Source organism: Alteraquisediminimonas sediminicola, from assembly GCF_019740335.1.
Lineage (GTDB): Bacteria > Pseudomonadota > Alphaproteobacteria > Sphingomonadales > Sphingomonadaceae > Alteraquisediminimonas > Alteraquisediminimonas sediminicola.
The window spans coordinates 211,121-234,572 of sequence record NZ_JAHXZS010000003.1; the positions used below are offsets into that span (position 1 = coordinate 211,121).

Annotated in this window: 21 protein-coding genes; 1 reads left to right on the forward strand and 20 read right to left on the reverse strand. The window is 56.7% G+C overall.

The features are described from left to right. Positions 1–40 precede the first annotated feature (40 nt). From K6117_RS08960 to K6117_RS09035, 16 genes are all read right to left on the reverse strand, one after another. On the reverse strand, positions 41–2,179 hold the full coding sequence (locus tag K6117_RS08960; protein WP_221794106.1) for a TonB-dependent receptor: 2,139 nt from the start codon (positions 2,177–2,179) through the stop codon (positions 41–43). A gap of 178 nt (positions 2,180–2,357) precedes the next feature. Next, a complete protein-coding gene (locus K6117_RS08965) occupies positions 2,358–3,095 on the reverse strand; it encodes an SDR family NAD(P)-dependent oxidoreductase (RefSeq protein ID WP_221794108.1) in 738 nt (245 codons plus the stop codon). 16 nt (positions 3,096–3,111) lie between these two features. After that, positions 3,112–4,611 carry a sugar ABC transporter ATP-binding protein gene (locus tag K6117_RS08970; RefSeq protein ID WP_221794110.1) on the reverse strand — a complete coding sequence of 500 codons (1,500 nt, stop codon included), beginning with the start codon at positions 4,609–4,611 and terminating at the stop codon, positions 3,112–3,114. Beyond that, on the reverse strand, positions 4,608–5,651 hold the full coding sequence (locus K6117_RS08975; RefSeq protein WP_221794112.1) for an SMP-30/gluconolactonase/LRE family protein: 1,044 nt from the start codon (positions 5,649–5,651) through the stop codon (positions 4,608–4,610). The genes K6117_RS08970 and K6117_RS08975 overlap by 4 nt, the downstream gene beginning before the upstream one ends. A 53-nt stretch (positions 5,652–5,704) precedes the next feature. Further along, the gene (locus K6117_RS08980; protein WP_221794114.1) at positions 5,705–7,873 is read right to left on the reverse strand and encodes an ABC transporter permease; all 2,169 of its coding nucleotides are present in this window, start codon (positions 7,871–7,873) and stop codon (positions 5,705–5,707) included. A 3-nt stretch (positions 7,874–7,876) separates the two neighbouring features. Further along, a complete protein-coding gene (locus K6117_RS08985) occupies positions 7,877–8,902 on the reverse strand; it encodes a sugar ABC transporter substrate-binding protein (protein WP_221794115.1) in 1,026 nt (341 codons plus the stop codon). A gap of 44 nt (positions 8,903–8,946) precedes the next feature. Further along, positions 8,947–9,936, reverse strand: coding sequence for an ABC transporter permease (locus K6117_RS08990; RefSeq protein WP_221794117.1), 990 nt, complete (start codon positions 9,934–9,936; stop codon positions 8,947–8,949). Then, complete coding sequence (locus tag K6117_RS08995) at positions 9,926–10,999, reverse strand: zinc-binding dehydrogenase (RefSeq protein ID WP_221794119.1); 1,074 nt, start codon at positions 10,997–10,999, stop codon at positions 9,926–9,928. The genes K6117_RS08990 and K6117_RS08995 overlap by 11 nt, the downstream gene beginning before the upstream one ends. A gap of 5 nt (positions 11,000–11,004) precedes the next feature. Continuing rightward, positions 11,005–11,796, reverse strand: a complete 792-nt coding sequence (locus K6117_RS09000; protein WP_221794121.1) for an enoyl-CoA hydratase/isomerase family protein — start codon at positions 11,794–11,796, stop codon at positions 11,005–11,007. Between the two features lie 42 nt (positions 11,797–11,838). After that, positions 11,839–12,273 carry a MaoC family dehydratase gene (locus K6117_RS09005; protein ID WP_221794124.1) on the reverse strand — a complete coding sequence of 145 codons (435 nt, stop codon included), beginning with the start codon at positions 12,271–12,273 and terminating at the stop codon, positions 11,839–11,841. Continuing rightward, positions 12,270–12,665, reverse strand: a complete 396-nt coding sequence (locus tag K6117_RS09010; RefSeq protein WP_221794126.1) for a MaoC family dehydratase — start codon at positions 12,663–12,665, stop codon at positions 12,270–12,272. The genes K6117_RS09005 and K6117_RS09010 overlap by 4 nt, the downstream gene beginning before the upstream one ends. A gap of 4 nt (positions 12,666–12,669) precedes the next feature. Continuing rightward, on the reverse strand, positions 12,670–13,908 hold the full coding sequence (locus K6117_RS09015) for a dihydrolipoamide acetyltransferase family protein (protein WP_221794128.1): 1,239 nt from the start codon (positions 13,906–13,908) through the stop codon (positions 12,670–12,672). Further along, complete coding sequence (locus tag K6117_RS09020) at positions 13,905–14,879, reverse strand: alpha-ketoacid dehydrogenase subunit beta (RefSeq protein WP_221794130.1); 975 nt, start codon at positions 14,877–14,879, stop codon at positions 13,905–13,907. The genes K6117_RS09015 and K6117_RS09020 overlap by 4 nt, the downstream gene beginning before the upstream one ends. A gap of 19 nt (positions 14,880–14,898) precedes the next feature. Next, positions 14,899–15,912, reverse strand: a complete 1,014-nt coding sequence (locus K6117_RS09025) for a thiamine pyrophosphate-dependent dehydrogenase E1 component subunit alpha (protein ID WP_221794132.1) — start codon at positions 15,910–15,912, stop codon at positions 14,899–14,901. Beyond that, positions 15,902–17,458, reverse strand: a complete 1,557-nt coding sequence (locus tag K6117_RS09030) for a class I adenylate-forming enzyme family protein (protein ID WP_221794134.1) — start codon at positions 17,456–17,458, stop codon at positions 15,902–15,904. Before K6117_RS09030 ends, K6117_RS09025 begins: the two co-directional genes overlap by 11 nt. A gap of 27 nt (positions 17,459–17,485) precedes the next feature. Then, entirely contained in the window at positions 17,486–18,652 is a 1,167-nt protein-coding gene (locus K6117_RS09035; protein ID WP_221794136.1) for an acyl-CoA dehydrogenase family protein, read from the reverse strand. A 301-nt stretch (positions 18,653–18,953) separates the two neighbouring features. On the opposite strand from K6117_RS09035, the gene K6117_RS09040 reads away from it, so the two are divergent. Then, positions 18,954–19,601, forward strand: coding sequence for a TetR/AcrR family transcriptional regulator (locus tag K6117_RS09040; protein WP_221794138.1), 648 nt, complete (start codon positions 18,954–18,956; stop codon positions 19,599–19,601). A 112-nt stretch (positions 19,602–19,713) separates the two neighbouring features. On the opposite strand, the gene K6117_RS09045 is transcribed toward K6117_RS09040, so the two are convergent. The 4 genes from K6117_RS09045 to K6117_RS09060 are packed head-to-tail and all read right to left on the reverse strand — an operon-like array spanning position 19,714 to position 23,386. After that, entirely contained in the window at positions 19,714–20,490 is a 777-nt protein-coding gene (locus tag K6117_RS09045) for an enoyl-CoA hydratase-related protein (protein ID WP_221794140.1), read from the reverse strand. 20 nt (positions 20,491–20,510) lie between these two features. Then, positions 20,511–21,674: a CaiB/BaiF CoA transferase family protein gene (locus K6117_RS09050; RefSeq protein WP_221794142.1), complete on the reverse strand. Its 1,164-nt coding sequence runs from the start codon at positions 21,672–21,674 to the stop codon at positions 20,511–20,513. 26 nt (positions 21,675–21,700) lie between these two features. Further along, a complete protein-coding gene (locus tag K6117_RS09055) occupies positions 21,701–22,288 on the reverse strand; it encodes a 3,4-dihydroxy-2-butanone-4-phosphate synthase (protein WP_221794144.1) in 588 nt (195 codons plus the stop codon). 21 nt (positions 22,289–22,309) lie between these two features. After that, a complete protein-coding gene (locus tag K6117_RS09060) occupies positions 22,310–23,386 on the reverse strand; it encodes an LLM class flavin-dependent oxidoreductase (RefSeq protein WP_281422126.1) in 1,077 nt (358 codons plus the stop codon). Between the last annotated feature and the right edge of the window lie 66 nt (positions 23,387–23,452).

The following is a 23,452-nucleotide window of genomic DNA, read 5'->3' on the forward strand; positions in this document are numbered from 1 at the left end:
GACCAAAGCCGCACGACACATTATTTAGTCACGACCTCTCTCAGAAGGTCTGCGTGACAGCGACGCCCCAAGTCCGTGGCGGACGCGGTGCGGCGTAGCTCCAGACGCCCTGGACGTCATACCCGACCGACCACCCATCTTCATTGGCGAGGTTCTTGCCAAAGACGCTGACGGTGGTCTTGTTCACACGATAGCTGATCGAGGCATCGGCCAGATATTGACCGCCATTTTTGATATTGGGGTTGTTCAGGAAGGTCACTTCATGTGCCCCCATATAATGGACGGAGCCACTGATCCAGAACGTACCCGGCCCGACATCCTGTTCATATGTCGCACCGATATTCCACGTCCACTTGGGCGCGCGACGGATTTTCAGGAAGCTCGCATCGATCGCCGTGCCGGTGCTGTAGATGTCACCGAAGAAGCTCTTATACTTCGCATCCAGATAACCGACATTGCCGTTCAGTGTCAGTGCATCGAAAGGCTTGGCAGTCAGGTCGAGTTCGAAGCCCTTCAGATCCGCCTTGGCAGCATTGATCGTCCGGTTTTCACGCCCCGTCGAAGAACCCGGCGCTGGCACGTCGAGATCCTGCTGCATATCCTTGTACTTCATCATGTACACGGCGCCATTGAGACGCAGACGGCGATCAAGAAACTCGCTCTTGAAACCGAGTTCATAATTGTCGAGCGTCTCGGGATTATAGGGAATGGTCGCCGCGCTCAGCGTGGCCGGACGACCGTTGAAGCCGCCCCCACGATAACCACGCGACCACAACGCATAGGTCATCACATCGGACGTCCAATTATAGCTCAAGCTGACCTTGGGCGTAAATTTCGACCAGCTTGCCTTGACGGGTGCCGCCATCAGAATGCTACCCCCAGCCAGGCTTGGCTGGATCGTCAAGATGGGATCGACCTCCTCGGTCGTGCCATAGATATTGATCGCGCCGTCATTGACGATGCTTGTCTTGCGGTCATGCGTGTAACGCGCGCCGACCGTCAGCTTGAGCTTATCGGTGATACGATAATCGCCTTCAAAATATCCCGCATAGGATTTCGTCGACTGCGTGACTTCCTGCGAACTCGTCAGCAGCGGTGTAGCTGCCAGGCCGATATAGTTTTTGAGGTTAATCGTATAACGCGAGTCCCAAAGATAGCCGCCGAGCACAAAGGTAAGCGGTCCCGTGCCACCCTTGCTCAACCGCACTTCATTGGTCGTCTGACGCCAACGCGCCGGACGATCGGTTTGGTAGAGCGTCAAAGGTGTGCCGTCCCAATCCTGGGTCGCACCCTCCTTGGTCTTGAGATAGCCAAGAATATACTGAACTTCATAGTCGTTGCCGAGATCATATTTGGCTTTACCAATCGCCATGTTCATCTCGAAGAACGCATCCTTGTTAATCGGACCATTCCCAAGGCTGGTGTAACGGTCGCCGGATGTCGGCACCCCCGGCGCTGGCGAACACTGGCCGAAACCCGTGCAGAAATAATCCGTAGGCCGCAAGACGGCCAGCGATACCGGCGCGTCCTGACGCGTTTTCTGATAATCGTAGCTGACACTCAACTCCAGCGCATCCGTCGGCGTGAACAACACCTGCGTACCCAACGCGCCAAAGTCCGACTTCTGACCGCGACGGTGCTGTGTACGGTTGTACATATAGCCATCGGTTGATTCATAAGCGCCCGTGAACTTCACCGCGACATTCTCGGTGACGCCGAAGGAAACAACACCTTCCGCTTTGATCGTATGGAAGCGCTCATAGGTCAGGCGCGCCTTGCCCGTCAGCTCCTGTGTCGGCCGCGAGCGAGACAGGCTGATCACACCGCCGGTCGCGTTACGACCGAACAGCGTACCCTGAGGCCCACGCAGCACTTCCACCCGGTCAAGGTCGATCGCCTTCATCAGGCTGCCTGCACTCTGGCCAAGATAAATGTCATCGAACACGACGCCCACAGCCGGATCAACCGACTTCTCGACATCCGCCACGCCGATCCCGCGAATATAAATGGCCGCAACCCCACCAGGACCTTGCTGCACATCGTCAATAATAACGTTCGGTGAAGCGCTCGCAAAATCACGAACGTCAGAATCAAATCGCTTCAGAAGATCTCCGCCCGACAACGCACTGATCGAACCACCAAGATCCTGCAAATTCTCAACGCGCTTGCGCGCCGTCACAACTATCTCTTCTAGTCCGCCTTCACTTTTCGCCGTCTGCGCAATAGCAGGGCTGGTTACAAAAACCGCTCCCGCGACACTGACCATCAGAAAATTTCGGAATGAATTAATATTAATACTATTCATCTTGTCCTCCCACTATAGATTAAACGCACAAGCCACGAATAATTATTCTGTTTTACTGTGCAGTTAGTCCACCATCTGCCAACATGACTGCACCAGTCACGAACGATCCAAGATCACTTGCGAGAAACAACGCAACCTTGGCGATTTCATCTGGCTCGCCGTATCGCGCCATGGGCGTCCGACCGACGACGGCTTTCATGATGTCCGCCGGAATATTGGCGGTCATATCGGTGCGGATTGGCCCAGGGCATACCGCATTAATCCTAATCCCTTCATGGGCGCATTCCATCGCCGCAGACCGGGTCAACTGCACAACTGCGCCTTTCGATGCGCAATAGGCCGGCATATTAGCGAAACCTACCACCCCGGCGGTCGACGCAGTATTGACGATCGCGCCACCACCATTTTTACGCATCACCGGGATCGCGTATTTCATTCCAAGAAATACAGACCTTACATTGACTGCAAGAACACGCTCATACTCTTCCTCGGGATATTCAGTAATCGAAACGGAAACACCGTCTGTCCCCGCGTTATTAAGAAGAATATCCAGCCGACCAAAGCGTTCGACAGCGGCATCCACCATCGCCTTCACATCCGCAGCCTTGGTAACGTCCGCCTGAAACCCCGATGCATTCGGGCCGATTTCAGCCGCAACAGCATCCTGCTTGCCATTGATATCGACCAAAAGCACGCGCGCACCTTCGGCATGGAAACGCTCTGCCATCGCCCGGCCAATACCTGACGATCCACCGGTAATGATCGCTACTTTATCTTTTAAAATACCCATTTCCTTACTCCTTTTATTAATGAACCGCCGCATACATGAGCACTTCTTCCGTTGCTTCGTGCGGCGAGAACTCCTCGACCACCCGCCCTTGGCGCGTCACAAGGATGCGGTCGGAGAGGGACAGAATTTCAGGCAGGTATGAAGAGATGAGAACGACAGCCATGCCCGTATCGGCAAGCGAACGGATCAATTCATGGATCTCCGCGATCGCCCCGACATCCACACCGCGTGTCGGTTCGTCGAAGATGATCAGCTTCGGCTTCTGCACCAGCGACTTGGCGATCACGACCTTCTGCTGATTGCCACCCGACAACTCGATGACCTTAGCGTCATCATTGATTGACCGAATATTGAGTTGCTCGCGCCAATTTTTCGCAAGTTCGCGCATCGCCGCACGGTTCACGAACTTGGCGCTGGTACGCGCCAAATCCCCCATGTAGATATTTTCGGATATCGACATGGTTTCGAAAAAACCCTCGACCTTGCGGTCTTCTGTCACATACACAATGCCGTCGAGCATCGCCTGACGTGGCAGGCGATAACTGACGGGCTCTCCGTCCAGCCGGACCTCCCCCCCGAAGAACAGGTTGCGTTTCATCACCCCCGCCACGACCTTGGCCGCTTCGGTACGGCCCGATCCAATCAGGCCGAAAATGCCGGTAATCTGCCCCGCATATACGTTGAAAGATGTATTGCGAACTATCGACCCCATCGACATGTTCTGCACGCTGAGTACGCGCGGCCCCGGCGTGCGAACCCCGCCATTATGTTGGTAAAGCTGCTCCGACAGGGTGCGCCCCACCATTGAGCGCACGATCCGCGCACGGTCGAATGTCGATGCATGATCCGTCACGACCAATTCCCCGTCGCGCAGTACGGTGATGCGGTCGGCTATCGCAAGCGCCTCTTCCAGCGCATGCGAGATGAAGACGATGGCAACGCCGCGCTTTTTAAGCCGTTCAACCAGTGCGAAGAAGAATTTCTTCTCCTCCGGCGTCAATGTAGCCGTTGGTTCGTCGAAAATGATAAGCCGCGCATTTTGCAAAACAGCGCGGGCAATCTCGACCATTTGCTTTTGTGCGGCACCCAGCGCAGACACAGGTAATGCAGGATCGACATTGAAATTGAGCGACTGCAGAAACTGCTGCGCCGAGATGTTAATTCCACGCAACCTATTGAAAAATTTTTCATTACCTAAATATAAATTCTGCGACACCGTCATAGAAGGCACCAGGCTGGTTTCCTGAAACACCATGACAATGCCATTCGCGAGCGCCTCTGCAGGGCTTGCGAAGGAACAGCGTACGCCATCCAATTCCATATCGCCGCTACTGGCCTCGGTCACACCCGCGACAATCTTCATCAAGGTGGACTTGCCTGCGCCATTTTCGCCAAGCAGGGCATGCACCTCACCCTCTACAATATCAAAATCCACATCCTTGAGCGCCGGATTCCCGCGATAGGATTTACTGACGCCCTTCAATGTAATCAGCGGTGATGTCTGGCGGGTCATCATGCGACATCCCCTCCTTTATGTAACCGTTCGACAGCGAGCTTCAGCACAGCGCCACCGCCCTTGCTGGCGATGAACAGATCGTCCTGGATTTCCACACAAGCGGTCACACCGTGAAAGCGACCATCCGCACGACTATGATAGCTGGCGACCGGCTGCATTGCCGCATCGAGGCGGATCACTAGACCATAAGAACGCGTTGGCGCCCAAGGCTTGAGCTGACCATGCGTGATCATCCCGCCACCCTGCATGGGATCGAGATAGCTGCGGGCTGATGTCAACGTCGGCGCAATCCAATGCTGCGGCTCCACCTCATGTAGCATGCGGTCGCGAAACCGCTTTTCCCGAAGAACGAATTCAATCAACTGGCTGCGTGGCGCAAAAATGCAGAGCAAATATCCCGTTCCCGCAGGTACCAGCCGTGCCGGATAGCCGGGCAGATCATCCAGTAATATCGTACGCTTGCCAGCAGGGTCGATCAGCAACAGGCGATGTCGCCAGGCTTCGCTGACCACCAACCCTTTCGCCATAGGCAAAACGCCGAAAGGATAGGCCAAATCCGACGCAATCCGTTCAACCTTATGATCAGCCCCACGGACCCGCCAAAGCGCGCCACTGGTCCGCCGCTCCATCAGGTCTCGCTGCCAGTCATCCGGCCCATTCAACGACGATCCCTGACACACAATCAGGTCACCTTGCGGTTCAAATGCCATCGCTACCGGGCAATCAAGATCAGTATGAACGATACGCTGCATCGTCTCGCACTGTTCCGGGCACCCCATCAAGATGGCACCGCCCGCAAGGCCAATGGCAAGCAGGCCTGCAGCATTCACCGCCATCGCAGTGATTGGTTCTTCGAATTGGTGCAACTGGCGGCAATTCAACCCCGCCGCTTCCATACGGAACAGTCCGCCTCCATCAGAAAACAACAATTCTCCGCCATAGTTCACCAGATTGTCCGGCTGGTCCGCGCGTGTGACGATGGCCGCACGCTCAAGGCTGGAATCAGGGCGCAGAGTGCCGTCCATGGGCGGTACTGTCACCGCAGCTTCTCCACGCCCAAGAAAGCGGTCACGTGCTTGCCGAAGGAAGGAGATCATGACTTTTCTCCCCAATAAGTAGTAGGCCCAGTCCATTCTGGATCGGCGTCGGGCAGGTGAATTCTGCCGATACGATTATTGAAAATGCCGCCAAGGTAGAGATACCCTTTGTGCTCCCGCATCGAAGTCACCTGAGGATGGCGTTCCCCTTCCTGATCCCACAGCGATCCCAGCACCTCGCCTTGCAGGTTGAACTTGATGACACCTCCGGTGTTCATATTGGGATAGAGCCATTCGTCGCGCGCGATGCGCATCACCATCCGCCGACGGAATCCGGGCATCCTTTGGGCAAGGTCGAACGCCGGCGTCCGCATGCCGATCATGCCGCACCAGAAATTCCCGTCTGAGGCGAGGTTGATGTTGTCGGGATAGCCAGGCAGGTCGGGGATTACGCACTCGGTCTTGCCCTTGCGTGGTCCGGCGAACCAGTGGCGACTAATCCGGCACCCCCAAGTCTCGGCAAACAAGAAGGACTCGCCATCCATCGCCATGCAGATACCGTTGGGAAATTGCAGGTTGCGGATGATGGTACGGGAACTACCGTCGCTGGGATCGTAGCGAATGATGCGACCGTTGCCACGCCCTTCTAGGGCATCAACGATCCAGTCGTGCATGTCATATCGTATTGTTGCTTCGCTGAAATAGACCTTACCATCCGGCGCAATATCGAGGTCATCTGCCAGCCGCAGGCGGCTGTCGTCGATCACCGACAAGAGGCTGCGGTTCGTCTCATCCGATAATTTGGTGATCTCGCGGTCGGGGCTGATCTGATACAGGCCCATGCCGCCCACACAGGCGAGGAGATTGCCAGCGCGATCGATTGCCAGCCCCAGCACCGACCCACCAATATGTGCGAAGACCTCATACCGCTTATAATCCGGCGGGAAAAAGCGAAGCACGTCACCATCGCGGCTACCGCAATAAAGATTGTCATCACGGTCAAGGACAACATCCTCCGGTGCGTCGACATCGCCCAGGCCGATAGGCTCTGCCGCCCCCAATGCAGTGTTGATGGCATAAGGAGACGCGGTACCCGGCGCACAGCTCTGCATGGCGGGCAAGGCAAAGAAGACCGGCGCGACATAGGATTTCTGCGCCGCCTTGTGCCGGTTCTTCAACCAGCGCACATCGATCGCCACTGCCGTGAGCAGCATGAGACCCAGCACCAACGGCGAAGCACCGCTACGCAGACCCAAACGCACAAGGCTGTTCGTGATCACGACAACGATGATGACACCCAAAAGCGTCTTGAACACCGACCCCCGGCCTCCGCCCAGCGCTGTGCCACCCAGTACCACAGCGGTGATGATCGCGATTTCCAGCCCGACGCCCGTGTCGCTGCCAAGGCTCGAAAGCCGCGCCGCGTAAAAGACACCTGCAAGTGCCGCCAACATGCCCGACAACACATAGGTGATGAACACCGTGCGGCGCACGTCGATGCCAGCGTTGAACGCGGCCCGGCGTGACCCGCCAACAGCCAGAATATGCCAGCCAAGCCGCAACCGAGTGAGGAACAAATGGGCAAGGACCGTCAAAAACAGCGCCACGATGAAGCTGATCGACATACCCTTGAACGTGTAAAAAGCGACGAAATCCCAAGTGGCCGAGCCAATCTCGAAACTGCTCAACTCCGTAGAATAGCGAAGCTGAAGCGTATCGACGATGCCCCGCACGACGATCATCGTGACCAAGGTTGTCAAAAAGGCCCGCAGGCGCAGAAAACCGATCAGGAGACCATTGACCGCACCGATGATGCCGCCGCTGGCAATGGCGATCAGGATTGACAGCCACAACGGCAGACCGAGGAAACCGCCGCACGCCAGAACCAAAAGGTTGCTCAGCGCAAAGATCGAGCCGATGCTGAGGTCGATCCCCCCAGCCAGCACGACGATCGTCATGCCAAGCCCAACCAGTAAATATTCGCCGCTGGTGTGTGAAATATCACTGACGCTCGACAGGGACAGCATATTGGGAATGAGGCTGCTGAACGCAATGAGCGAAATGACAAGCGTCAGGACTGGAATGGCGTTGTCGATCCAGTTCTTCGACAGGATTTCCCCCACAATATGGTCGGGTACCAACCGATAACGCCAGTGGGCATAGCTATCAGCCCATCCGCTTCGAATATCCTGATTTGATCTGGTTGTACCGGCAGATGTGGTCATGGTTCAGCCCCCTACCTGCCGGATCTCACCAAGGGACCAGCAAGACGATGGACCCATGCTCTCCTTGGTAATGACGATAAGGGGGTTCAGCAGCGTAACCGATTTCATCGGCTGTGACGGACCGGCCTGCAGGAGCGTCTTGATCGCAGTATTGAGATCGCGCGCCGCACCCGGCACATTATAGCTGTAATAACGCGTAAACTCGCCTGCACGGATACGGTCGCAAGCAGCTTCGCGATTACCGCCACCAGAGGTGATGAGCGCGACCTTACCTTGCAGCCCGGCTTCGCGAATGGCGCCCGACGTCCCAACGTCCGACACGTCCCAAAATCCGATGATACCACACAGGTCCGGATGCTGCTTAAGCACAGTCGAGGTGATCTGATAGGATTTGGTCGCGTCCCATTCCGTCGACTGACTGGAGACGACCTGAATTTCGGGATGGGACTTTAAAGCCGACTTGATACCCTGCAACTCGTTCACGCTTGCTGGCCCGGTCAGCGATCCCTGTAGCAACGCCACTTTCTTAGACGGGGCGCCGGGCCGGCTGCATTGGCTGACCATCGCAGTAGCGGACAGCGAACCAATCTCATAAAAATCCGGCCCGATGAAATAATTGCTCGGCGCATCAACGCGTTGTTGCACCTGAATAACGGGGATCCCCATCGTCATCGCACGCTGAATGGCACGACGATATGATCGGCCATCATTATTCTGAACGACGATAATGTCCGGCTTTTCGGCGATCAGTGAGTTAATCGCCTGAATCCCGGTCTCGATGCTCCAGTTCGGATCGCGCACCACGATCTCATATCCAAGATCCTGCGCCTGACGCTGCATACCGGCCAGCCATGCCTCGGTCAGGTCAAAGCCCATGGCGATGGGGACGAAGCCGACGCGCTTGCCGTGCAGCGCCTGATAATATTCAGGATAGGGATTACCCGTCCGCGCGCGTCCAGTTGCGACCGGCTTGTTGTCGCACCCTGCAGTCAGCATCGCCAGCAACCCGCTCGTCACAATCCCAATCATTGCTTTTTTCGTGCGCATAATTCCTGCCTCTCCCCGGCAAATTCTCAGATATCGCCTTGACGTCCCGTCTGTTCGTCCTTCGGGTTCACAAAGCTATCGATGATGAGGGCCATCAGCAGCGTCACCGCCTTGATGATGTTTTGGGTCGTGAAATCGAGATCGAGCATGGTCATGCCGTTGAGCAGGATCCCAATCAGGATCGTCCCCACCACAACGCTCTTGACGCCGCCACGGCCACCGCTGAGCGCCACACCGCCGAGGACTGCCACCAAAATCACGTCATAGACCATGTTGGAGGAGGCGATCCGGGTGTTCATACCCGCAACAACCAATGCCATCAGCAAACCGCCAATCAGGGCAAAAATGGCCGACAACATATAGGTGAACAGCGTCAGCCAGCGGATCGAAATACCGGTTATCCTTGCCGTCGTCGGATTGTCCCCTGCGGCATAAATGAAGCGCCCGGCAGTCACATATTTCAGGAACAGATGGGCCATCAGTGCGACGATTGCAAAGGTAATGACTGGCGCCGGGATGCCCAGCGGGCGCTCGACTGCCAGGTCGGTCAACCACTTCCATTGCTCGCTGAAATAATTCACATCCGCCGGGATCAGGAAATATTTCCCAAATCCATAGACGATCGAGCCCATGGCAAGCGTTGTGAAAATCGGCGGTACTTCCAGATAGGCGATCACAAGGCCGTTGAACACGCCAACGCACAGGCAAAAGCCAAGCGCGGTCAGGAATGCCAGAGGTGGCGGCACGCCGGCGTTCAACTGGACGATGAGCCAACCAACGCCAATTGCGCCGGTCGCGACCAGAGACAGATCGATGCCGCGCCCAATAATCGTGATGGCCATACCCGTCGCGATGATGCCCAACACGGACACATTCTGCATCAACGCGCCGATATTTGCAGGCGCAAGGAAACCGGGGATCAATACGGAGAAAACACTGAAGGTCAGGACCGCCATCAGCAACACGATGGCTTCCTGACTCAATGCCGGGCCTCGACGTAACAGATCACCGAACATCGCCACCCCCCGACACCAAAGTGGGATCGATCATCAGCTTGCCAAAAACCGCCCGCCGTTCGAGTAGAGCCTGCGCTTCCATAATCCCGTCGAGCGGAAAGACCTGCTGGATCAACGGCTTTATCGCGCCTTCTGTCGCCAGCTTCATGACAGCGAGGAAATCCTGTCGCGTCGCCGCGAAAGAGCCAAGAATGCTGTGTTCCTTGACGAACAGATGCCACAGATTCATCCCGACCATGAAGCCAGAATGGCCACCGCAGGTGACCAGCCGGCCCTTGCGTGCCAGAGCGTGAAGGCTACCATTCCAGGTCGCCTCGCCCACATGCTCAAATACCAGATGGACCCCGCGACCACCGGTAAGGCGGCGCACCTCGTCGGCCCAGTCTGCATTGCTGTGATTGACGACGAAATCGGCACCGAGCGCTTTCGCCTGCTCCAGTTTCTCTTGACTGCCCGCAGTCGCGATGACCCTCGCCCCAGTCAGTGCCGCAAGCTGGCAGCCAATCACCCCAATGCCTGAACCAGCGGCGATAATGAGGACATCTTCCCCCGCCCGAATGCCCGCGCGGCGGTGCAGCATATGGTAAGCGGTCGGACCGGTAACCGCCATTGACGCTGCCTCTGCATAGCTCAGATTAGCAGGCTTCCGGATGAGCTGCTTGGCTGGTGCAGCGGCATATTCCGCATAACCGCCAAAGGTCTGGACGCCGAAGACCCGGCCCTTCAGACACATATTGGTGTCGCCCTGCTCGCAAAAACTGCAGGTGCCGCAATGCAGAATAGGATCGACGACCACCGCATCCCCGATCTGCCAATCGGTCACCGCTGCGCCTACCGCAACAATGTCGCCAGCGACTTCCGTCCCCGAAATATGGGGGAGCGGGATGGCGGCAGGCGTCTGGCCATCGCGGGTCAACAGATCAACCTGATTGAGACCGCAAGCCCGCACCTTCAGCAGCACCTCATCTGGCCGAGGCGTTGGCATTGGCACATCATCATCCAGATGAAGCCCAATCTTCCCATCAACTTCACGCAGGCGAAGCGCGCGCATTGTACCCGTCATGATGTTTACTTTCCCCGCAATTTAGAGAGATAAGCGCTTTTCCGGTCCTTAAATTCGCGGGACTGGAAGGTGAGGCCGTTGGCCACCGCCTCGACACCGAGCTGGTCGCGCAACTGGCTCTGCTCGCCATTGCGCAATATCAGCTTGAGCATACGCAACGCATCGGTCCCCATTGGATCGAGTTGCGCAGCCAAGGCATCCATGCGCGCGTCCAACGCCGGGACATCATCGACCACCTCGTTGACCAGCCCCCAGTCCAGCGCCTGTTCGGCAGTGACCTTGCTGCCCAACAGGGCCATCTGCAGCGCGCGCGACGGGCTGGTCTGCCGCTGGACGAGCCAGCTCAGGCCAAAATCCTGAATGACGTCGAGCATCATCGGCACCATCCAGAACTGCGCGTTTCTGATCGAAATGCGCAAATCGCAGGCCATGGCGAGCCCCAGCCCACCGCCGCCCACGGCAGTGCCATTGAGCGCCGAAATCGTGACGATCGGCAATTCGTAAAGCGCCAATATGACGCGATGTTGCCAGTTCAGAAGGCGAGTGCCGGAGAATACGGACGGGTCGTCGACATTCTCCATAAAGAATGGCGTATCCAGATCGACCCCTGCGGAAAAGAGCCGTCCCGTGCTTTGCAGAAAAAGCGCATTCAGATCGTCATTGATGGCGACCTTGTGCAGCGCATCCAGCAGCTCTTCCAGCATCAGTGGATCGAGCGCATTCAGCTTTTCAGGCCGGTTCAGTACCAGCCTGGCAATCTTACCCTCTACATCCAGCCTAATTTTTTTATATGTCATTGGCCGTATCTCTCCTTCGTGTGCGCGTATCCGGCGGTGGCTTCAGACCGGGACCTCACATTCTCCATCCATCACCAGCCGCGCATCCTGATTGTGACAAGCAAAGCTGAGTATCTTGACCGTATCGGGCTGTCCCTGCGCGGCGGCAGTCAACTTGACCGAAGACGTGATCACGTCACCTGGCCGCGATGGCGCGCGATACCGCAGGCGCATCTTCGATCCGCTTGGCAGGCAGTCCGTGCCGAGCCATGCCTGAATCGCCTGAAACACCGGCTCCAATGGGATGCAGCCATGGGCGATAGTGCCGCCGAACGGCGTCCCGACGGCCATCGCCACATCGACATGTATTGGGTTAAAATCCTGCGATATGTCCGCATATCGATCGATCAGCGCCTGCGTAATCGCGATCTGCCGGACAGGCAGATCATCCTCACAAGAGGCGGCGGCACCGGCATTCGACATCAAGGCTTCGCTCATGGGATCATCCCCACAAATCGGATGGAACAGACCAGCTCCTGTCGCTGGTTCAGCGTCCTCATCTCGTAATTCATGAAACGGCGGCCCTTGGCCTTGAACTTGTTCGCAATGCTGAATTGAGTACGCAGCGTATCGCCCGCACGGACAGGCACCCCGAATTCATCTTCATCTCCGGTGCGGATGACACCGGGCGGGAAGATCGCATGTTCCCAGCCCAGACGCAGACCGAAAATAAGTCCGATGCTGGTAGGGGCGACTGTCGGGTCCTTTGGCGGATCGGTATAGCCCATCAGCGTCCGGAAATCCGAGATCTCCTCACGCGTCACCTCAGCGATGCCTTCACAAAGCACTTCGCCCAGCCGCGCAGTATCATAGCAGAAATCAGGATTCATAACGTCACCCCAACAGTGCAAGCATAACGGATGGATGCTCAAGCAACGCACGCAGGCGGGCGCGGAAACGACCCGCCACCGCCCCGTCGATCAGGCGATGATCATAGGTAAGACTCAGCATCATCATCGCCCGGATAACGATTGCTTTATCCCGTACCGCAGGTTCGTCGGTAATACCGCCAATGCCCAACAATGCCGACTGGGGCGTATTGAGAATGGGTGTTTCGAAGTCACCGCCATAGCTGCCGAAATTGCTGATCGTGAAGGTGCCGCCTTCCAGATCTGCCGGGGTAATCTGGCCTGTGCGGGCGCGGTCGATCAGGGCGACCCGCTGCGCGGCGATTTCAAGGAGCGACAGCCGATCCGCATTGCGGATGACAGGCACCAAAAGCCCCCCATCAATGGCCACCGCGATCCCGACATTAATATCGTTCCAGGTGACAATCTGATCGCCGTCAATATAGCTGTTGAGTTCCGGCATTTCGCGCAGAACACCAGCGCAGGCCTTGGTCACGATGTCCGTATAGGTGATACGCGGCGCATCGGTGGGCATCACCTCCAGCAGTTCGCTGCGCCATTGCACCATCTCCGTCATGTCGACTTTGCCAAAACCGGTCATCTGCGCCGTAGTGTTCAGGCTTTGCTGCATGCGCTGGCTGATCGCACGGCGCATTGCGGTCATCGGTCGGCGAGAAACGGAAGAAGATGGCGCGTCGCCGCCGATAGGGCCACCCGCTGCATTACGCGCTGCCATAGCCCGTTCAACATCGCGCTTTAAAATCACACCGTTCGGGCCGGAGCCGGTTAACGCGCCCGTATCAATCCCATTTGATGCCGCTATGCGACGCGCCAAAGGAGAAATATAGCGGCGCGCCCCCTCTCCCATGTTGCCGCCAAGGGTAGCCTGCATTGGGGGGGGAGCCGCTGACGCAGCAGGGACGGGTACATTGTCGACGACGACCTTTGCCGCTTCGGCAACCGATGACACGCAGGGGCTCGCCTCGTCCGGGCGCTCCAGCAGATAGCCAACCAGCGCGCCAACCGGTACAACATCCCCTTCGGGGACGATCTGGTCGACATAGCCATCCGCCTCGGCCTCTACGTCAAAACTGATCTTGTCCGTCTCGATAGAATAAAGCGTTGCCCCCTTGGCGACCTGCTGACCCGCTGGAATGTGCCAGCGCACCAGCGTGGCCTCCTCCATCGTCAGGCCCAGCTTGGGTATGATGATGGCGTGGCTCATGCCATCAGCTCCCGCACTGCGGCAACGATGCTGGCCTTGTCAGGGTGCAGAAACGCCTCAAAGCCCTTGCCGAACGGCTGCGGCGTGAAGGGCGGCGTCAATCGCGCAACCGGCACATCCAGATCGTAGAATGCGTGATCCATGATCTGCGCCGCGACTTCAGAGGCCAGGCCGAAGGGCTTGTGCGCAGAGGTGACGACCAATGCGCGATTGGTCTTGCGCACCGATGCCACAATGGTGTCCACATCGAGGGGGCTAATCGTACGAGGGTCAATGACCTCGATCTCAATACCCTCTTGCGACAATATTTCAGCCGCTGCCAGCGCCTTATGGACCATCAATCCGGTCGCAACGACCGTCACGTCTCGCCCTGCCCGCTTGATATCCGCCTTGCCGAGCGGGATCAGAAACTCTTCGTCTTCAATATCTTCCTTGATTTTATGCAAGGCGAGATTTTCGATGAAGACAACGGGATTATCATCGCGAATGGCAGATTTCATCAAGCCCTTCGCATCGCGCGGCGTGCTGGGCATCACAACTTTCAACCCCGGCACATGGCCTACCCATGCCTCCAAACTCTGTGAATGATGGGGGCCAATGCCCATCTCCACTGCCGTCATGGTGCGGATCACCATCGGCATCTTGAATGCACCCTGATAGAGATAGTGCATCTTCGCCGCCTGATTAACAATCTGGTCCATGCACAGGCCGAAGAAATCCATAAACATGATTTCGACGATTGGCCGCTTGCCGGTCATTGCCGCGCCCACACCCAGGCCCACAATCACTTCTTCGCTGATCGGCGTGTCCCGGACACGCAGCGGGCCGTGCGCCGCCAATAGCCCACGGGATCCGCCGAACGCGCCGCCAGCCGCAGCAACATCCTCGCCGGCAAGGAATACATCCGGGTCGCGCGCCATCTCTTCGTTAATCGCGTCGATCAAGGCCCAACAGTAATTCTTCATGGTCATGAGAAATGCCGCCCCTATGTTAACTGGCGTAAACGAAGGACAATGCTTCGTTCGGATCGGGGTCCGGGCTGGACAGCGCTACTTCAATCGCCGCAGCCACCTGCGCCTTTTGATCTTCTCTCCAGCTATCGAGCTCGCTCTCGCTCGATAGATTTTGGCTAAGAATATGTGCATGCAGTCGGATCAGCGGATCGCGCGCGCGCCACTCCGCCTCCTCTTCCCTTGTGCGATAATGACAGGGGTCTCCTTGGAAATGCCCGCCATAGCGATAGGTCTTCAGTTCAAGCAGCGTCGGACCGGCACCTGACCGGGCGCGCGCCACCGCCGCCTCGGCAGCAGCGTAAACAGCCAGCACATCATTACCGTCCACCACCTCGCCGGGGATGCCATAGCCTTCGGCCCGACGCGCGACATCTACCTGTCTGGACGATGCGCTGAAAGGCGTCATCTCGGCGTAGAGATTGTTCTCGCAAACAAACAGGAGCGGCAGGTTCCAGGCGGCTGCAAGATTCATCGCTTCGTGAAAAGAGCCCTGATTGCTCGCCCCTTCACCGAAAAAAGCAACGGCAACCTGATCGCTGCCATTCAGCACGGCGGAATATGCCGCGCCTGTCGCATAAGGAATGCCGCCGCCCACAATGCCGTTGCCGCCCAATATGCCCAAAGCCGGGTCCGCCGCGTGCATTTCACCACCGCGCCCACCACAAATGCCATTGGCCTTGCCGAACATCTCACAGATCATCGGCGTAAGCGCCATGCCCTTGGCCAGATAATGGCCCCGACCGCGATGGGTCGTCACAATATAATCGTCATCCCGCAGGGCAGAGCATACACCGACCGCACAAGCCTCTTGGCCAAGATAAGAGTGAATATAGCCCGGAAACAGATTCTTCGAAAAGGCTGTGTTCAACTGGTCTTCACACTCCCGAATTTCCAGCATCTTGCGATACATCTGGAAAATATGACCCGGTTCGACAGTCCGCACTGGCCCAACAGGCGTCTTCGCACCCGCCGTCTGCTTCCTAGGAGACATGGGACCCTCCTTGCTTCAATATATATTTCTGGATCTTGCCGATGCTTGTTTTCGGCAGGGATGGGACAAACTCATAAAAGGACGGCACTTTAAACTTTGAGAGATGCCGGGCGCACCAGTCATGCAGCGCCGCCTCATCCAATGAAGTGCCATCGACAGGTACAACAAATGCCTTGACCGCTTCGTCCCGCAGGGGATCTGGCACAGCAATGACTGCCGATTCCGCTACCATCGGATGTTCGTTCAAAACGCGTTCAACCTCGGATGCGGCAATATTTTCGCCAGCACGCTTGATGATATCCTTGGTTCGATCGAGAAAATGCAAATACCCATCCGCATCGAAACAACCATTGTCGCCGGTATCTAGCCAACCATCGCGCAGCGCCTCTGCCGTCGCCGCTGGATTCCTGAAATAGCCAGAAAAAAGCGGTTCGCCGCGTACCATGATACGGCCAGCCTGACCTGGCACCTGTTCACGCCCATCCTCATCCAGCACCCTGATTTCTCGACCAAGTACAGGAAGACCGATTGAATGGCGTTTGAGCCCGCCGAGCATCAACGGATTGCAGGTACAGATGCCGAGCGTTTCCGACAGCCCATAGCCTTCGACCAAACGCACCCCAAAGCGCGCCTCAAACGCATCCCACTCCTCGTCCGTAGTTTGGAGGGCATAAAAGGCCACGCGCACATGATGATCCGCATCGCCCGGATCGACGGGTTGGGCCAGCATCGTGCGAAGCTGCATCGGCACGATACTGATGAGCGTACATTGATGGCGGCGCACCTGCTGCCAGAAACGGGTGGCGCTGTAGCTTTCGAGAAGCACGACTGTGCCGCCGACGGCCAGCGTGGAAAGAACGCCGACATATTGCCCATTCACATGGAAGAGCGGCAACACAACACAGGTCCGGTCATCATTCCGCATACCCAGAGTCTGGCTGATCGAGACACCCTGAATGATCGAACTTTGGTGGCTTATGAGCACACCTTTAGGTCGCGACGTCGTGCCTGAAGTATAGACAATTTGCGAGATCGCTTCCGCTGACACGGGCACAGCCGGCTGATCAACCGAACCAAATGCGATGAAATCGGCCATCGAGTGGAAGCCCGACACCGGCTCTGCGTTGCGCCCGATCAACCGGATCTTAACCGAGGGGCAATCTGCTGAAACTTCCTCGAAAAGCGATACGAAACGAGGCTCGCTGATGAAGGCCACGCTTTCCGAATGATTGAGTAGATAGCGCAGTTCATCTGCGGAGTAGAAGACGTTCACCGACACCATGACCGCACCGGCCCGGTTGATCGCGATCCAGGCGATGAGGAATTCAACGCAATTTCCCATCATCAACGCAACATTGTCGCCTAGCCGCACCCCTGCCACACCAAGCGCATCCGCCAGCCTGCTCACCCGATCGGCCAATTCCGCATAGCTTAAGCTCAACTCTCCGCCATTCGCATCTTCGAAGATGACGCACGGCTTTTCAGGATGCAGGCCAGCTTTCTGGTCCAGCAGCGTTGGCACTGTCAGTGAGCCGGAAACATACATAGGCCACCCTCTCTCTTCGCTAACCGCTTAATAGGAACGCGGAAGGCCACACCCTACTTGGGCAATGAAGTTCTTGCTCATCTCATTGGTCACTGGCGCAAAAATAAGCTGCCGGATGTCCCGGTAATATCGCTGCATGTGATATTCCATGGTGAAGCCCGCACCCGCAAGTACGCGCATCCCCCGATCAGTCGCCCGAAAGGCTGCCTCTGATGCGAAATACTTTGCCGAGGCGGCCTGCACAGAGCAATCAAGCCCCTGATCTTGCATCCACGCCGCCTTATAGGTGCCGAGTTGCGCCAGATCCAATTCCACCAAAGTGTCTGCGAGCTGATGCTGCACAGCTTGGAACGCTCCGATGCTGCGCCCGAAGGCGCGACGGTCCTTTGCATATTGGATGGCATCTTCCAGCGCGCCACGTCCCAACCCGTTGCACACAGCCGCGATAAAGATGCGCTCGTTATTCAGCGTGTCGAGGATCGTATGCCATCCGCGATTAGGGGCGCCAACCACGCTGTCTGCAGGCACCCGCACATCCTCATACACCACTTCATAAGAGTGAAGAAAGCGAGACCCAACCTTCTGGATCTTGTTGAAACTGATCCCAGGAAGATCCTTTGGCACCAGAAACACCGTCAGTCCGAATGATGGCTTATGTTCATCCTTCGCCGTGCGTGCGACGATGAACACATGGGAAGCGATATTGATCCCGGTGGTATAAACCTTGGCGCCGTTGATGACATAACTGCCATCATCCTGCTCCCTTGCGACCGTCTTCATTGCCCCCAGAATGTCTGTGCCACCATCCGGCTCCGTCATGGAGAGCGCGAAATGCGTTTCGCCGGCCGCCAGCCTCGGTAAGAAATAATCTTTCTGTGCCTCACTGCCGAAGCGCTCGATCGTCACTGCACCAAAACATATGGTCATGCCGTACGCCATGGCGACTGAGGAGCTGTGCCGGGAGATCTCCTCCAGCACAATCACCTCCTCCATTACGCCGCCGCCGGTGCCGCCATATGCTGTCGGAAGCGACACACCCATCAGGCCTATTTCAGCCATGTGCGCTAATAAATCAGCAGGGAATTCACCCTCCTCATCCCATGCAGCAACTGCGCTCTTGGGCATTTCCCGTTCGACGAAACGCCTCACAAGATCACGAAGCGCGCGCTGATCCTCTGTCATCTCGAAATGCATCTAGATCCCACCTATACCAACGGATAACTTATAATTACTATTTAGTTGTTTTTCGTACCAATGGGTATAACATATAGACTGATTAGAATGTGTCAATCAGGAAAATATGCCTGCCACGTGCCGGAGAAGAAATTTTGCAGAACTGCAGTCGAACAGGCGATGCCAATGCCAATGCCAGAACCCTCATCACTTTCCCGTTCCCGCGCATGCTGGTAAGGGACCTCACGAAAACAAATTCTTGCCACCGGCCCGACGGGCGAGAGCCGTCTCCATTCTGACGAATGAGGTTAGGAGATCATTGATGCCTAGAGGAAAGCCCCTGCAACAGAACCCGCCAGCCAATCGTGATAATGATGCACCGCTCCAGTCCATCAAGGACGAGGTCACGGCGATAAAAGTCGAGCGCATCATCCGCGAATCGGCGGACCTGTTCTTTCGAAATGGCTACACACAGACAAAGATGTCGGACATTGCCGACAGCCTGGGTGCCACGAAACCATTTGTCTATAATCACTTCGATTCCAAGTCTCGAATTCTGATCGAAATTTGTGAACGCGGCACAAGGGATGCGCTGGAAGCAGCTGAAACAGCTATTGAAGGTAAAACCAGTCCATCAGACAAATTTGAAGCCTTTGTGCGCGCTTTTGCGAATGCCGTTCTCGATGATTACAAATTCGTGCTGATATATTTCCGGGAAGAGTTGAACATCCCGCCCGATTCCGCTGAAAAAATCACCCAGATGCGCAAGAGGATCAATAAGATATTGCTCGATATCTTGTCAGAAGGATTGAAGGCGGGCGCTTTCAAAATCAACGATCCCAAGCTGAGCGCACTCATCATCACCGGCATGGCCAGTTACGCATTCGCTTGGTATCGTGGCGATGGACGGTTTGGAAAAGACACAATTATTGCAGAGATTGTATCGTCTTCCTTGAAACTCGTGCTGTAGATTTATCGATGCGATCAACACATATGGCGGCTAAATAAACCAAACGGCCCATCCCGCTGTCACAGATCAGATGTAATGCTGCGGGCCTGCGTTTCGAGCATAAAGTCGACAGTTAGCGTCCCGACCAGCGCGGTGGGCGTTTTTTAGCAAAGGCGACAGACCCCTCCACGGCATCAGCGGACGCGAGCATCGCCTGCATCGCCGGATAGTCCCATTCCTCACGCATCGCCTGCGGAATATCGGATGAAAGGCTACGCAGCACCGCTTGCTTGGTAGCGCGGACCGACATCGGGCTACACATCAAAATCTCGTTCGCCCAGCGTCGTGCCGCAGTGAGCGCTCCATCTGAAGCAACTTCGTTGATAAACACAAGCTCCAGCGCCTCCTGTGCGGAGACATGGCGCCCCGTCAACATCATGCCCATCGCCCGTTTCAACCCAATCTCGCGCGACAAACGCTGAATTCCGCCAGCAATCGCAGCCAGACCGACCCGGGGTTCCGGCAGTGCGAACACGGCATTGGGAGATGCGACCGCAATGTCGCAGGCGAGCACGATCTCGCATCCCCCACCCATTGCTACACCATTCACCGCAGCAATCACCGGCTTGACGAGGTCATGACGAGCCGTGAGCCCGGCAAAGCCACTGGCCGGGGTTTCCAGTCTACCGCCTGCGGCTTGATGTTTCAGGTCATGGCCCGCACAAAAAGCTCTTTCCCCTGCCCCTCTGAGGATCGCAACCCATTGCTCATCATCACGGGCAAAGTCATCGAACACTTCCCCCAACTCTGCATGGGCATCGTTGGTGAGCGCATTATACGCCTCGGGTCGCGCGATCGTGACAATAATGAGATGACCCTCTCGCAGGACCGAAATGTACCGATAGGCCATGCTCCAGCCCTCTTTCCGCGCTATTCTTGCGGCAGCCCGAAAGCGCCGGCCTTTGCCATCTCCTCAATTTCGCGCTGATCGAAGCCGAGTTCCGTGAGCAGCGCGACCTTGTCGCTGTTCTGCCGCCACATACGGGGGGCCGCGCTCTTGGTATCCAGGAATCTCGGCACGGGGGCTGGCTGCATCACGCCCTCGACCTCGATGAAACTGCCGCGTGCGACATTGTGCTGGTGATGAGGCGCATCGTCGAGCGAAATCACCGGTGAGAAACAGACATCTTCGCCCGCGAACAATGCGCACCAGTAATCTAGCGACTGCGTACGGAAGCAGTTCGTAAGCTTCATTCGCATCACTTCCCAGCACGACTGATCATGCTGGCGAGCAAAATCGGGATCGTCGGCAAAGCCAAGCAGGTCACACAACCGGGTGTAAAACTTCCCTTCGATCGCACCCAGCGCGACATAGCGGCCATCTGCGGTCGCGTAACTATCATAAAATGGTGCGCCACTGTCGAGCAGGTTCGAACCACGTTCGGGTTGCCACAAACCCTGATTCTTCAGCGTCCAGATGCCAGCCATCAGCGCGGACGCCCCTTCCGTCATCGAGCAATCGATGACCCGCCCCGGCGCACCGCCACGCGCCGCGAGGATCGCGGTGACCATCCCGAACGCCAACAATAAGCCGCCGCCGCCAAAATCGCCGAGCAAATTGAGCGGGGCGAGCGGTGCCTCTCCCTTACGACCGATAGAGTCGAGTACGCCGCTGACTGCAATGTAATTAATGTCATGACCCGGCAACGCCGCATAGGGACCATCCTGCCCCCATCCTGTCATCCGACCATAGACCAGCTGCGGGTTGAGTGCGAGCAATGTATCCGGGCCAAGCCCCAGCCGTTCAGTCACGCCAGGACGAAAACCTTCGATGAAACCATCTGCTGTCGTCACCAGACGCCGAGCAATTTCGACCCCCGCTGGCGACTTGAGATCAAGCGAAATACTCCGACGTGAGCGCAGAAGCACATCACGCTCACCATCCACCTCAACACCAGCATGCATACCGCCCGGACGATCAATCCGGATCACCTCCGCGCCATGGTCCGCCAGCATCATCCCGCAGAACGGCCCCGGCCCGATGCCAGCTAGTTCGATAATCCGGAGGCCGGCCAGCGGGGGAGCAATAGACATGGGGCGGTGCATTCCTTGTTGTATAGTCAGGCAGCTTCGACAAGACTGTCGTGCTGATCCTGTTCCAGCAAACGCAGCCCAAGTTGCGCTGCCAAACGTCGACATTCATGCGCAGACGCAACATTGCCATGCCCATTGAGTACGTCGGACCAAGCAATAGCAAGCGCGCCACTTTCCTGCGCTGCCAGATGAAAGGCGCGTTCGTTCAGTGGCACAAGTTGTCCTAACCTATCCTGCCGTCGCGGGACGACCGTGACGATAACATGGCCGGGCGAGCAAAAATCCGCAGGGCTGGCCTGCAATGAACCGAGTGCACGCATCGTGGTGCAGCGCTCGGCAGCAGAAATGCCGGTCTCGGTACAGGCCAGCGCCTCGACGCTGGCATAGGTGATTGGTCGCCCGGGGCGGATTACCCCACCCCGCATAGGCGCCAAATCAAGCGCACAGGCCCTCTCCAGCGGGAGGGCAACCGAGATCACCCCCCGCGCATAGGTCGCCATCAGCATGATATCCTTGGCTGTTAGCCGGGCGGTATCGACGAAGACGATGCCGCGACCACTCTCGCCCATATTACCCCCATCGACCAAGATCGACACAGATGAGGATGTCCACATGATGACATTTTCCTCCACCGTTCAGGCGTTCCGGCTCCATGACTGCACTTCCGGCAGCACCTTCTCAGCGAATAGACGGATGCCACTCTCGGCATTTTCCGTGCTCATACCGCCATAGCTGATCTGCACTGTCAGGTCGAAATCGCCAAGGCACTGGCGACGGGCATCAAGCTTATCGAGAATCTGCTGCGGCGTTCCCCAGGTATTGATATCGACAAAAGCATTGGCAGCCTCGGTCATACCAAGCTGCTGAAGCAGGCCCGCATTGGTCGCATAATCGCTATAGCCCTTCATGTCTTTGAAGTGCTCACCAGCCATTTCATAATGATCCATCACGGTGACGTAATAATTGGCCATATGCTCACGGGCGAGCGCCTCGGCACGCTCGGCGCTCTCATCGCAGGCCATGAAGTCGACACAAATCGGCGGCGGCGCGGGCTCGCCATGATACTGAAGAAACAGCTCACGGTAGGAATTGAAGTGCGGGACCATCTGTTCCCAAGGCTTTTGTGCAAAACTCATCATGGTTGCGCCGAGCTTGGCGCAGACCGGAACGGAATCAGAGGACATAGCAACCGAGTAAAACCGGTTCTTGAAGCTCGCCAATGGACGAGGACGAACTTCAGTGCGCGCCTGTTTGAAATATTGGCCGTCCCATTCACATACACCCGTTTCCAGCCCGCTCATGATGCATTCTGCTGCCTCATCGAAACGATCGCGCGCCTCATTCATATCAAGCCCAAATGTATCATATTCGCGCTTCGCCAAACCACGGCCAATACCAAACATCGCCCGACCATTGCTGAGATAATCAAGTGCGATCATGCGTTCGACAATCCGCAAAGGATCGCGATGCCAAGGCAGAATCACCGCGCCGGTCATCAGCCCGATACGGCTGGTTTTCGCAGCCATATAAGCGAGAAACTGCATATTGTCGGGCGACATGGCATAATTTGAGAAATGGTGCTCAACTGCGCCGAGGGTGTCAAAACCTAATGGCTCTGCCAGGCTACACAGGTGAATATCCCGATCCCAAGCTTCTCGATCGGAGATCCGGTCCATAAAATTTTGAAATACCATTAAAAGACCAACTCGCATCGCTCTCTCCTATTGCCCCCATCGGGCCTGATGACATTTAATTGTCTTATTGATTGCGTTTGAAGC